At 52.5% G+C, this 13,448-nt stretch carries 9 protein-coding genes; all 9 read left to right on the forward strand.

What is annotated here, in order from left to right; genetic code table 11:
• A partial coding sequence (tuf, locus tag P349_RS0124805) for an elongation factor Tu (protein WP_050597544.1) occupies positions 1–1,089 on the forward strand: 1,089 nt, incomplete at its 5' end.
• 225 nt (positions 1,090–1,314) lie between these two features.
• The gene (secE, locus tag P349_RS00610; protein WP_014068449.1) at positions 1,315–1,698 is read left to right on the forward strand and encodes a preprotein translocase subunit SecE; all 384 of its coding nucleotides are present in this window, start codon (positions 1,315–1,317) and stop codon (positions 1,696–1,698) included.
• A gap of 1 nt (position 1,699) precedes the next feature.
• Positions 1,700–2,245: a transcription termination/antitermination protein NusG gene (nusG, locus tag P349_RS00605; RefSeq protein WP_002438628.1), complete on the forward strand. Its 546-nt coding sequence runs from the start codon at positions 1,700–1,702 to the stop codon at positions 2,243–2,245.
• A 156-nt stretch (positions 2,246–2,401) separates the two neighbouring features.
• Positions 2,402–2,830 carry a 50S ribosomal protein L11 gene (gene rplK, locus P349_RS00600; protein WP_008503452.1) on the forward strand — a complete coding sequence of 143 codons (429 nt, stop codon included), beginning with the start codon at positions 2,402–2,404 and terminating at the stop codon, positions 2,828–2,830.
• A 3-nt stretch (positions 2,831–2,833) separates the two neighbouring features.
• Positions 2,834–3,538 carry a 50S ribosomal protein L1 gene (gene rplA / locus P349_RS00595; RefSeq protein ID WP_006810530.1) on the forward strand — a complete coding sequence of 235 codons (705 nt, stop codon included), beginning with the start codon at positions 2,834–2,836 and terminating at the stop codon, positions 3,536–3,538.
• Between the two features lie 291 nt (positions 3,539–3,829).
• Positions 3,830–4,327, forward strand: a complete 498-nt coding sequence (gene rplJ, locus P349_RS00590) for a 50S ribosomal protein L10 (RefSeq protein ID WP_005132895.1) — start codon at positions 3,830–3,832, stop codon at positions 4,325–4,327.
• 66 nt (positions 4,328–4,393) lie between these two features.
• Positions 4,394–4,759 carry a 50S ribosomal protein L7/L12 gene (rplL, locus tag P349_RS00585; RefSeq protein ID WP_002445276.1) on the forward strand — a complete coding sequence of 122 codons (366 nt, stop codon included), beginning with the start codon at positions 4,394–4,396 and terminating at the stop codon, positions 4,757–4,759.
• Positions 4,760–5,078: 319 nt separating this feature from the next.
• Positions 5,079–9,107, forward strand: coding sequence for a DNA-directed RNA polymerase subunit beta (rpoB, locus tag P349_RS00580; RefSeq protein WP_024908260.1), 4,029 nt, complete (start codon positions 5,079–5,081; stop codon positions 9,105–9,107).
• A 76-nt stretch (positions 9,108–9,183) separates the two neighbouring features.
• Positions 9,184–13,407: a DNA-directed RNA polymerase subunit beta' gene (gene rpoC, locus P349_RS00575; protein ID WP_023309968.1), complete on the forward strand. Its 4,224-nt coding sequence runs from the start codon at positions 9,184–9,186 to the stop codon at positions 13,405–13,407.
• Positions 13,408–13,448: the final 41 nt, after the last annotated feature.

The raw sequence follows: 13,448 nt of genomic DNA on the forward strand, positions 1-13,448 counted from the left end.
GACACCCCGACTCGCCACTACGCACACGTAGACTGCCCAGGCCACGCCGACTATGTTAAAAACATGATCACCGGTGCTGCGCAGATGGACGGCGCGATCCTGGTTGTTGCTGCGACTGACGGCCCAATGCCTCAGACTCGTGAGCACATCCTGCTGGGTCGTCAGGTAGGCGTTCCTTACATCATCGTGTTCCTGAACAAATGCGACATGGTTGATGACGAAGAGCTGCTGGAACTGGTAGAGATGGAAGTTCGTGAACTGCTGTCTCAGTACGATTTCCCAGGCGACGATACCCCAATCGTTCGTGGTTCTGCTCTGAAAGCGCTGGAAGGCGAAGCTGAGTGGGAAGCGAAAATCATCGAACTGGCTGGCTTCCTGGATTCTTACATCCCAGAACCAGAGCGTGCGATTGACAAGCCATTCCTGCTGCCAATCGAAGACGTATTCTCCATCTCCGGTCGTGGTACCGTTGTTACCGGTCGTGTAGAGCGCGGTATCATCAAAGTTGGCGAAGAAGTTGAAATCGTTGGTATCAAAGAGACTGCGAAGTCTACCTGTACTGGCGTTGAAATGTTCCGCAAACTGCTGGACGAAGGCCGTGCTGGTGAGAACGTTGGTGTTCTGCTGCGTGGTATCAAACGTGAAGAAATCGAACGTGGTCAGGTTCTGGCGAAGCCAGGTTCAATCAAGCCACACACCAAGTTCGAATCTGAAGTGTACATCCTGTCCAAAGACGAAGGCGGCCGTCATACTCCGTTCTTCAAAGGCTACCGTCCACAGTTCTACTTCCGTACAACTGACGTGACCGGTACCATCGAACTGCCAGAAGGCGTTGAGATGGTAATGCCAGGCGACAACATCAAGATGGTTGTGACTCTGATCCACCCAATCGCGATGGACGACGGTCTGCGTTTCGCAATCCGTACCATCGAACTGCCAGAAGGCGTTGAGATGGTAATGCCAGGCGACAACATCAAGATGGTTGTGACTCTGATCCACCCAATCGCGATGGACGACGGTCTGCGTTTCGCAATCCGTGAAGGTGGCCGTACCGTTGGCGCGGGCGTGGTTGCTAAAGTTCTCGGCTAATCGCTGATAACATTTGACGCAATGCGCATGAAAAGGGCATCATTTGATGCCCTTTTTGCACGCTTTCACATCAGAACCTGGCTCATCAGTGATTATTTTTGTCATAATCATTGCTGAGACAGGCTCTGCAGAGAGCGTATAATCCCTAAAGGGATTATTTCGATTTGGCTCGCCTCGCAATCGCGGGGTGAAATTATTTGTAGAATTCTTCTGACAGGTTGGTTTATGAGTGCGAATACCGAAGCTCAAGGGAGCGGGCGCGGCCTGGAAGCGATGAAGTGGGTCGCTGTTGCCGTGCTGCTGATTGTGGCAATCGTTGGCAACTATCTTTATCGTGACATGATGCTGCCGCTCCGCGCGCTGGCAGTGGTGATTCTGATTGCTGCAGCGGGCGGTGTCGCGCTGTTGACGACTAAAGGTAAAGCAACCGTTGCTTTTGCACGTGAAGCGCGTACCGAAGTCCGTAAGGTCATTTGGCCGACTCGCCAGGAAACATTGCACACCACGCTGATCGTAGCGGCGGTTACCGCTGTAATGTCACTGATCCTGTGGGGACTGGATGGTATTCTGGTTCGCCTGGTTTCCTTTATTACTGGCCTGAGGTTCTAAGATGTCTGAAGCCCCTAAAAAGCGTTGGTACGTCGTTCAGGCGTTTTCCGGTTTTGAAGGCCGCGTAGCAACGTCGCTGCGTGAGCATATCAAATTACACAACATGGAAGAGTTATTTGGCGAAGTTATGGTTCCGACCGAAGAAGTGGTTGAGATCCGTGGCGGCCAACGTCGCAAAAGCGAGCGTAAATTCTTCCCGGGTTACGTGCTGGTTCAGATGGTGATGAACGACGCGAGCTGGCACCTGGTGCGCAGCGTACCGCGCGTGATGGGCTTTATCGGCGGCACGTCTGACCGTCCGGCGCCAATCAGCGACAAAGAAGTTGATGCGATTATGAACCGCCTGCAGCAGGTGGGTGATAAGCCGCGTCCTAAAACGCTGTTTGAACCGGGTGAAATGGTCCGTGTTAGTGACGGTCCGTTTGCTGACTTTAATGGCGTCGTTGAAGAAGTGGACTACGAGAAGTCCCGCCTGAAAGTTTCTGTTTCTATCTTCGGTCGTGCGACCCCGGTAGAGCTGGACTTTGCGCAGGTCGAAAAAGCCTAAGCAGCGATCAAAAAAGCGGCGATTTAATCGTTGCACAGGGCGCGAGATTGGAATACAATTTCGCGCCTTTTGTTTTTATGGGCCCCGGCCCGTAAAACGAATTTTATTCACGGGGAGCCTCCCTGAGGCGCTATCACCCAATCAGAGGATTTTAGAATGGCTAAGAAAGTACAAGCCTACGTCAAGCTGCAGGTTGCAGCTGGTATGGCGAACCCAAGTCCACCAGTTGGTCCAGCTCTGGGTCAGCAGGGTGTGAACATCATGGAATTCTGTAAAGCGTTCAACGCCAAAACCGAATCCCTGGAAAAAGGTCTGCCAATCCCAGTCGTAATCACTGTTTACGCTGACCGTTCTTTCACTTTCGTTACCAAAACCCCTCCAGCAGCAGTTCTGCTGAAGAAAGCGGCTGGTATCAAGTCTGGTTCCGGTAAACCGAACAAAGACAAAGTGGGTAAAATTTCCCGCGCTCAGCTGCAGGAAATCGCGCAGACCAAAGCTGCCGACATGACTGGTGCCGACATTGAAGCGATGACTCGCTCAATCGAAGGTACTGCACGTTCCATGGGCCTGGTAGTGGAGGACTAAGAAATGGCTAAACTGACCAAGCGCATGTCCGTGATCCGTGACAAAGTTGATGCGACCAAACAGTACGACATCAACGAAGCTATCGCTCTGCTGAAAGAACTGGCAACTGCTAAGTTCGTTGAAAGCGTTGACGTTGCCGTTAACCTCGGCATCGACGCGCGTAAATCCGATCAGAACGTTCGTGGCGCAACTGTACTGCCACACGGTACTGGCCGTTCCGTACGTGTAGCTGTATTTGCTCAGGGTGCAAACGCTGAAGCTGCTAAAGCTGCTGGCGCTGAACTGGTAGGTATGGAAGATCTGGCTGATCAGATCAAGAAAGGCGAAATGAACTTTGACGTTGTTATTGCTTCTCCAGATGCAATGCGCGTTGTTGGCCAGCTGGGCCAGGTTCTGGGTCCACGCGGCCTGATGCCAAACCCGAAAGTTGGTACTGTAACCCCTAACGTTGCTGAAGCGGTTAAGAACGCTAAAGCAGGTCAGGTTCGTTATCGTAACGACAAAAACGGCATCATCCACACCACCATCGGTAAAGTGGACTTTGACGCTGACAAACTGAAAGAAAACCTGGAAGCTCTGCTGGTTGCGCTGAAAAAAGCAAAACCAACTCAGGCGAAAGGCGTGTACATCAAGAAAGTTAGCATCTCCACCACCATGGGTGCAGGTGTTGCAGTTGACCAGGCTGGCCTGAGCGCTGCTGCAAACTAATGCCTTTACGTGGGCGGTGATTTTGTCTACAATCTTACCCCCACGTTTGCTAACAAAAGTTAGCGGCTAAAAGATTTGTTCGTTGGAGCCTGGCCTAATCCAGGCCTCCGTCGAAGACCGCAGGTGTTTCGCAAGAGACTTAATCCCCTGCGTAGACGGTGACAGAACGCTAAGATTATTTTTGGATACTCTGGCTTGTTTCTGCTCACCGTATTAAGACGCTCTTTCCATTGGGAAGAGTGAAGTGAGTTCCGGAACATGAGTTCCGGCAAACATCCAGGAGCAAAGCTAATGGCTTTAAATCTTCAAGACAAACAAGCGATTGTTGCTGAAGTCAGCGAAGTAGCCAAAGGCGCGCTGTCTGCAGTAGTTGCGGATTCCCGTGGCGTAACTGTAGACAAAATGACTGAACTGCGTAAAGCAGGTCGTGAAGCTGGCGTATACATGCGTGTTGTTCGTAACACCCTGCTGCGTCGCGTAGTTGAAGGTACTCAGTTCGAGTGCCTGAAAGACACGTTTGTTGGTCCGACCCTGATTGCATACTCTATGGAACACCCGGGCGCTGCTGCTCGTCTGTTCAAAGAGTTCGCGAAAGCGAATGCAAAATTTGAGGTCAAAGCTGCAGCCTTTGAAGGTGAGTTGATCACGGCATCGAACATCGATCGCCTGGCAACCCTGCCGACCTACGAAGAAGCAATTGCACGCCTGATGGCAACCATGAAAGAAGCTTCGGCTGGCAAACTGGTTCGCACTCTGGCTGCTGTTCGCGATGCGAAAGAAGCTGCTTAATTGCAGTTATCTTTATAAAGCATTTGCTTACGTATAAACTTATTCTGATTTTCAGGAACAATTTAAATGTCTATCACTAAAGATCAAATCATTGAAGCAGTAGCAGCTATGTCCGTAATGGACGTTGTAGAGCTGGTTTCTGCAATGGAAGAAAAATTCGGTGTTTCTGCTGCTGCTGCTGTAGCTGTAGCTGCGGGCCCGGCTGAAGCTGCTGAAGAAAAAACTGAATTCGACGTAATTCTGAAAGCTGCTGGCGCTAACAAAGTTGCTGTTATCAAAGCAGTACGTGGCGCAACTGGCCTGGGTCTGAAAGAAGCTAAAGACCTGGTAGAATCTGCTCCAGCTGCGCTGAAAGAAGGCGTGAGCAAAGACGACGCAGAAGCACTGAAAAAATCTCTGGAAGAAGCTGGCGCTGAAGTTGAAGTTAAATAAGCCAACTTTTCTGGTTGCAGCCTAAGTAATTAGGCTGATGGCTGGTGACTTTTTAGTCACCAGCCTTTTTGCGCTGTAAGGCATCAGTAGCATTTCACACTGTTTGACTGCTGATTGTCCTGACAATGCATGTTTCTATCGACGACTTAATATATTGCGACAGGGTGCTCGCTCTGTGTAAATCGCGACGAAATGATTTAAGCGTGATAGCAACAGGTATTGCGGAAAGTATTCAATTTTCCGGTCCACAAAATGGTGTTGCACAAACTGTCCCTTCGTCGGACAGATGGGTCGACTTGTCAGCGAGCTGAGGAACCCTATGGTTTACTCCTATACCGAGAAAAAACGTATTCGTAAGGATTTTGGTAAACGTCCACAAGTTCTGGACATTCCATATCTCCTTTCTATCCAGCTTGACTCGTTCCAGAAGTTTATCGAGCAAGATCCTGAAGGGCAGTACGGTCTGGAAGCAGCCTTCCGCTCCGTGTTCCCGATTCAGAGCTACAGCGGTAACTCCGAGCTGCAGTACGTCAGCTACCGCCTTGGCGAACCGGTGTTTGACGTTCAGGAATGTCAGATCCGTGGCGTGACCTATTCCGCACCGCTGCGCGTAAAACTGCGTCTGGTGATCTACGAGCGCGAAGCGCCGGAAGGCACCGTAAAAGACATTAAAGAACAAGAAGTCTACATGGGTGAAATTCCACTCATGACTGACAACGGTACTTTCGTTATCAACGGTACTGAGCGTGTTATCGTTTCCCAGCTGCATCGTAGCCCGGGCGTCTTCTTCGACAGCGATAAAGGTAAAACACACTCTTCCGGTAAAGTACTGTATAACGCACGCATCATTCCTTACCGTGGTTCATGGCTGGACTTCGAGTTCGATCCAAAAGACAACCTGTTTGTCCGTATCGACCGTCGTCGTAAACTGCCTGCAACCATCATTCTGCGTGCACTGAACTATACCACTGAGCAGATCCTGGACCTGTTCTTTGAGAAAGTGATCTTTGAAATCCGCGACAACAAGCTGCAGATGGAGCTGGTGCCGGAACGTCTGCGTGGTGAGACCGCGTCGTTCGACATCGAAGCCGACGGCAAAGTGTATGTGGAAAAAGGTCGCCGTATCACCGCGCGCCACATCCGCCAGCTGGAAAAAGATGATATCAAACTCATCGAAGTTCCGGTTGAGTACATTGCAGGAAAAGTAGCCGCGAAAGATTACGTTGACGAGTCAACGGGTGAGCTGATCTGCCCGGCGAACATGGAGCTGAGCCTGGATCTGCTGGCTAAGCTGAGCCAGTCTGGCCACAAACGTATCGAAACGCTGTTCACCAACGATCTGGATCACGGTGCGTATATCTCTGAGACTATTCGCGTCGACCCAACCACCGATCGTCTGAGCGCGCTGGTAGAAATCTACCGCATGATGCGTCCTGGTGAGCCACCAACTCGCGAAGCGGCGGAAAGCCTGTTCGAGAACCTGTTCTTCTCCGAAGACCGCTACGATCTGTCCGCGGTTGGTCGTATGAAGTTCAACCGTTCTCTGCTGCGCGACGAAATCGAAGGTTCCGGTATCCTGAGCAAAGACGACATCATCGAAGTGATGAAGAAGCTCATCGATATCCGTAACGGTAAAGGCGAAGTGGACGATATCGACCACCTCGGCAACCGTCGTATCCGTTCCGTAGGCGAAATGGCGGAAAACCAGTTCCGCGTTGGCCTGGTACGTGTAGAGCGTGCGGTGAAAGAGCGTCTGTCTCTGGGCGATCTGGATACCCTGATGCCTCAGGATATGATCAACGCCAAGCCGATTTCTGCAGCAGTGAAAGAGTTCTTCGGTTCAAGCCAGCTGTCTCAGTTCATGGACCAGAACAACCCGCTGTCTGAGATTACGCACAAACGTCGTATCTCTGCACTCGGCCCAGGCGGTCTGACCCGTGAACGCGCAGGCTTTGAAGTTCGAGACGTACACCCGACTCACTACGGTCGCGTATGTCCAATCGAAACGCCTGAAGGTCCAAACATCGGTCTGATCAACTCCCTGTCCGTGTACGCACAGACGAACGAATACGGTTTCCTTGAGACCCCGTATCGTAAAGTGACCGACGGTGTTGTAACCGACGAAATTCATTACCTGTCTGCTATCGAAGAAGGCAACTACGTTATCGCTCAGGCGAACTCCAACCTGGATGACGAAGGCCACTTTGTAGAAGATCTGGTTACCTGCCGTAGCAAAGGCGAATCCAGCTTGTTCAGCCGCGACCAGGTTGACTACATGGACGTATCCACCCAGCAGGTGGTATCCGTCGGTGCGTCCCTGATCCCGTTCCTGGAACACGATGACGCCAACCGTGCATTGATGGGTGCGAACATGCAACGTCAGGCCGTTCCAACTCTGCGCGCTGATAAGCCGCTGGTTGGTACCGGTATGGAACGTGCTGTTGCCGTTGACTCCGGTGTTACTGCGGTTGCTAAACGTGGCGGTACCGTTCAGTACGTCGACGCATCCCGTATCGTTATCAAAGTTAACGAAGACGAGATGTATCCGGGCGAAGCAGGTATCGACATTTATAACCTGACCAAATACACCCGTTCTAACCAGAACACCTGTATCAACCAGATGCCTTGCGTATCTCTGGGTGAGCCAGTTGAGCGCGGCGACGTGCTGGCAGACGGCCCGTCCACCGACCTCGGTGAACTGGCGCTCGGTCAGAACATGCGCGTAGCGTTCATGCCGTGGAACGGTTACAACTTCGAAGACTCCATCCTCGTCTCCGAGCGTGTGGTTCAGGAAGATCGTTTCACCACCATCCACATTCAGGAACTGGCATGTGTGTCCCGTGACACCAAGCTGGGGCCAGAAGAGATCACCGCTGACATCCCTAACGTGGGTGAAGCTGCGCTCTCCAAACTGGATGAATCCGGTATCGTTTACATCGGTGCGGAAGTGACTGGCGGCGACATTCTGGTTGGTAAGGTTACGCCTAAAGGTGAAACCCAGCTGACGCCAGAAGAGAAACTGCTGCGTGCAATCTTCGGTGAGAAAGCGTCTGACGTTAAAGACTCTTCTCTGCGCGTACCAAACGGTGTTTCCGGTACGGTTATCGACGTTCAGGTCTTCACCCGTGACGGCGTGGAGAAAGATAAGCGTGCGCTGGAAATCGAAGAGATGCAGCTCAAACAGGCGAAGAAAGACCTGTCTGAAGAACTGCAGATCCTCGAAGCGGGTCTGTTCAGCCGTATCTATGCGGTGCTGGTTGCCGGTGGCGTTGAAGCTGAGAAGCTCGACAAACTGCCACGCGATCGCTGGCTGGAACTGGGCCTGACCGACGAAGAGAAACAAAATCAGCTGGAACAGCTGGCTGAGCAGTATGACGAACTGAAACACGAGTTCGAGAAAAAACTCGAAGCGAAACGCCGCAAAATCACTCAGGGCGACGATCTGGCACCAGGCGTGCTGAAGATTGTTAAGGTGTATCTGGCCGTTAAACGTCAGATCCAGCCTGGTGATAAGATGGCAGGTCGTCACGGTAACAAGGGTGTTATCTCTAAGATCAACCCGATCGAAGATATGCCGCATGATGCTAACGGTACGCCGGTAGATATCGTACTGAACCCGCTGGGCGTACCGTCTCGTATGAACATCGGTCAGATCCTGGAAACCCACCTGGGTATGGCTGCGAAAGGTATCGGCGACAAGATTAACGCCATGCTGAAGCAGCAGGAAGAAGTCGCGAAACTGCGCGAATTCATCCAGCGTGCCTACGATCTGGGTACCGACGTGCGTCAGAAAGTCGACCTGAATACCTTCAGCGATGAAGAAGTGCTGCGCCTGGCTGAGAACCTGAAAAAAGGTATGCCAATCGCAACGCCAGTCTTCGACGGTGCGAAAGAAGCTGAAATTAAAGAGCTGCTGCAACTGGGTGGTCTGCCAACGTCTGGTCAGATTACGCTGTTTGACGGCCGTACCGGTGAACAGTTCGAGCGTCCGGTAACCGTAGGTTACATGTACATGCTGAAACTGAACCACCTGGTCGACGACAAGATGCACGCTCGTTCTACCGGTTCTTACAGCCTGGTTACTCAGCAGCCGCTGGGTGGTAAGGCACAGTTCGGTGGTCAGCGCTTCGGGGAGATGGAAGTGTGGGCGCTGGAAGCATACGGCGCGGCATACACCCTGCAGGAAATGCTCACCGTTAAGTCTGATGACGTGAACGGTCGTACCAAGATGTATAAAAACATCGTGGACGGCAACCATCAGATGGAACCGGGCATGCCAGAATCCTTCAACGTACTGTTGAAAGAGATTCGTTCGCTGGGTATCAACATCGAACTGGAAGACGAGTAATTCTCGCTCAAACAGGTCACTGGTGTCGGGTTAACCCCCGGCACCGGATTGTGCTAACTCCGACGGGAGCAAATCCGTGAAAGATTTATTAAAGTTTCTGAAAGCGCAGACTAAAACCGAAGAGTTTGATGCGATCAAAATTGCTCTGGCTTCGCCAGACATGATCCGTTCATGGTCTTTCGGTGAAGTTAAAAAGCCGGAAACCATCAACTACCGTACGTTCAAACCTGAGCGTGACGGCCTTTTCTGTGCGCGTATTTTCGGGCCAGTAAAAGATTACGAGTGCCTGTGCGGTAAGTACAAGCGCCTGAAACACCGTGGTGTGATCTGTGAGAAGTGCGGCGTTGAAGTGACCCAGACCAAAGTGCGTCGTGAGCGCATGGGCCACATCGAGCTGGCGTCTCCGACCGCTCACATCTGGTTCCTGAAATCTCTGCCGTCCCGTATCGGTCTGCTGCTGGATATGCCGCTGCGTGATATCGAACGCGTTCTGTACTTCGAATCTTATGTGGTTATCGAAGGCGGGATGACGAACCTGGAACGTCATCAGATCCTGACTGAAGAGCAGTATCTGGACGCGCTGGAAGAGTTCGGTGACGAATTCGACGCGAAGATGGGTGCGGAAGCTATTCAGGCCCTGCTGAAGAGCATGGATCTGGAGCAAGAGTGCGAGCAGCTGCGTGAAGAGCTGAACGAAACCAACTCCGAAACCAAACGTAAAAAGCTGACCAAGCGTATCAAACTGCTGGAAGCGTTCGTTCAGTCTGGTAACAAACCAGAGTGGATGATCCTGACCGTTCTGCCGGTTCTGCCGCCAGATCTGCGTCCACTGGTTCCGCTGGATGGTGGTCGTTTCGCAACGTCCGATCTGAACGATCTGTATCGTCGCGTTATCAACCGTAACAACCGTCTGAAACGTCTGCTGGATCTGGCTGCGCCGGACATCATCGTACGCAACGAAAAACGTATGCTGCAGGAAGCGGTAGATGCCCTGCTGGATAACGGTCGTCGCGGTCGTGCGATCACCGGTTCTAACAAACGTCCTCTGAAATCTTTGGCCGATATGATCAAAGGTAAACAGGGTCGTTTCCGTCAGAACCTGCTCGGTAAGCGTGTTGACTACTCCGGTCGTTCTGTAATCACCGTAGGTCCATACCTGCGTCTGCATCAGTGCGGTCTGCCGAAGAAAATGGCACTGGAGCTGTTCAAACCATTCATCTACGGCAAGCTGGAACTGCGTGGCCTGGCCACCACCATCAAAGCCGCGAAGAAAATGGTTGAGCGTGAAGAAGCTGTCGTTTGGGATATCCTGGACGAAGTTATCCGCGAACACCCGGTACTGTTGAACCGTGCACCAACCCTGCACCGTTTGGGTATCCAGGCATTTGAGCCAGTCCTGATCGAAGGTAAAGCTATCCAGCTGCACCCGCTGGTTTGTGCGGCATATAACGCCGACTTCGATGGTGACCAGATGGCTGTTCACGTACCGCTGACGCTGGAAGCCCAGCTCGAAGCGCGTGCGCTGATGATGTCTACCAACAACATCCTGTCTCCAGCGAACGGTGAGCCAATCATCGTTCCTTCTCAGGACGTTGTATTGGGTCTGTACTACATGACCCGTGACTGTGTTAACGCCAAAGGCGAAGGCATGGTGCTGACTGGCCCGAAAGAAGCTGAGCGTATTTACCGCGCTGGCCTGGCCTCTCTGCATGCGCGCGTTAAAGTGCGTATCACCGAATACGAAAAAGATGAAAACGGCGAATTCGTTGCGAAAACCAGCCTGAAAGACACGACCGTTGGCCGTGCGATTCTGTGGATGATCGTACCGAAAGGTCTGCCTTTCTCCATCGTCAACCAGGCGCTGGGCAAGAAAGCGATCTCCAAAATGCTGAACACCTGTTACCGCATTCTGGGTCTGAAGCCGACCGTTATCTTCGCTGACCAGACAATGTATACCGGCTTTGCTTATGCAGCGCGTTCAGGTGCATCTGTTGGTATCGATGACATGGTCATCCCAGAGAAGAAACACGAGATCATCTCTGAAGCGGAAGCCGAAGTTGCTGAGATCCAGGAGCAGTTCCAGTCTGGTCTGGTTACCGCGGGCGAACGCTATAACAAAGTTATCGATATCTGGGCAGCGGCGAACGATCGTGTATCCAAAGCGATGATGGATAACCTGCAGACCGAAACCGTGATTAACCGTGACGGCGTAGAAGAGCAGCAGGTTTCCTTCAACAGCATCTACATGATGGCCGACTCCGGTGCGCGTGGTTCCGCAGCACAGATTCGTCAGTTGGCAGGTATGCGTGGTCTGATGGCGAAGCCAGATGGCTCCATCATCGAAACGCCAATCACCGCGAACTTCCGTGAAGGTCTGAACGTACTCCAGTACTTCATCTCCACGCACGGTGCTCGTAAAGGTCTGGCGGATACCGCACTGAAAACAGCGAACTCCGGTTATCTGACGCGTCGTCTGGTTGACGTTGCCCAGGATCTGGTTGTCACCGAAGACGATTGTGGCACCCTCGAAGGTATCACCATGACCCCGGTTATCGAGGGTGGTGATGTTAAAGAGCCACTGCGCGATCGCGTTCTGGGTCGTGTGACCGCGGAAGACATTCTGAAGCCGGGTACTGCAGACATTCTGGTTCCACGCAACACGCTGCTGCACGAGCACTGGTGTGACCTGCTGGAAGCGAACTCTGTTGACTCAGTGAAAGTGCGTTCCGTTGTATCCTGTGACACCGACTTTGGTGTATGTGCGCACTGCTACGGTCGTGACCTGGCGCGTGGCCACATCATCAACAAAGGTGAAGCAATCGGCGTTATCGCGGCACAGTCCATCGGTGAGCCGGGTACACAGCTGACGATGCGTACGTTCCACATCGGTGGTGCGGCATCTCGTGCGGCTGCTGAATCCAGCATCCAGGTGAAAAACAAAGGTAGCATCAAGCTCAGCAACGCGAAGTCTGTTGTTAACTCCGCAGGCAAGCTGGTTGTGACCTCTCGTAACACCGAGCTGAAACTGATTGACGAATTCGGTCGTACCAAAGAGAGCTATAAAGTGCCTTACGGTGCGGTTATGGCGAAAGGTGATGGCGAGCAGGTTGCCGGCGGTGAAACCGTTGCAAACTGGGATCCACACACCATGCCGGTTATCACCGAAGTAAGTGGCTTCATCCGCTTTACTGACATGATCGACGGCCAGACCATTACTCGTCAGACCGACGAGCTGACCGGTCTGTCTTCTCTGGTGGTTCTGGATTCTGCTGAACGTACTACCGGTGGTAAAGATCTGCGTCCTGCGCTGAAAATCGTTGATGCTCAGGGTAACGACGTTCTGATCCCTGGTACCGACATGCCTGCGCAGTACTTCCTGCCGGGTAAAGCGATCGTTCAGTTGGAAGATGGCATTCAGATCGGTGCGGGTGATGCTCTGGCGCGTATTCCACAGGAATCCAGCGGTACCAAGGACATCACCGGTGGTCTGCCACGCGTTGCGGACCTGTTCGAAGCGCGTCGTCCGAAAGAGCCTGCAATCCTGGCTGAAATCAGCGGTATCATCTCCTTCGGTAAAGAGACCAAAGGGAAACGCCGTCTGGTTATCACTCCAGTAGATGGTAGCGAACCGTACGAAGAGATGATTCCTAAGTGGCGTCAGCTCAACGTGTTCGAAGGTGAACGTGTAGAACGTGGTGACGTGGTTTCCGATGGTCCAGAAGCGCCGCACGACATTCTGCGCCTTCGTGGCGTACACGCGGTAACGCGTTACATCACCAACGAAGTGCAGGACGTTTACCGTCTGCAGGGCGTTAAGATTAACGATAAGCACATCGAAGTTATCGTTCGTCAGATGCTGCGTAAAGCAACCATCGAAAACGCTGGCAGCTCTGAGTTCCTGGAAGGCGAGCAGGTTGAATACTCACGCGTCAAGATCGCTAACCGCGAACTTGAAGCGAACGGCAAAATCGGTGCGACCTTCTCGCGCGATCTGCTGGGTATCACCAAAGCGTCTCTGGCAACCGAGTCCTTCATCTCTGCAGCATCGTTCCAGGAAACGACTCGTGTCCTGACCGAAGCCGCTGTTGCTGGTAAGCGTGATGAACTGCGCGGTCTGAAAGAGAACGTTATCGTGGGTCGTCTGATCCCGGCCGGTACCGGTTATGCGTACCACCAGGATCGTATGCGTCGTCGTGCTGCGGGCGAACTGCCAGCTGCACCGCAGGTGACTGCTGAAGATGCATCCGCGAGCCTGGCAGAACTGCTGAACGCAGGTCTGGGCGGTTCCGACAACGAGTAATCGTTGAGTCGCTAATAAAAAACCCGCCTCGGCGGGTTTTT

Origin of the sequence: Enterobacter sp. DC4 (assembly GCF_000568095.1) — a bacterium.
Lineage (GTDB): Bacteria > Pseudomonadota > Gammaproteobacteria > Enterobacterales > Enterobacteriaceae > Enterobacter > Enterobacter pseudoroggenkampii.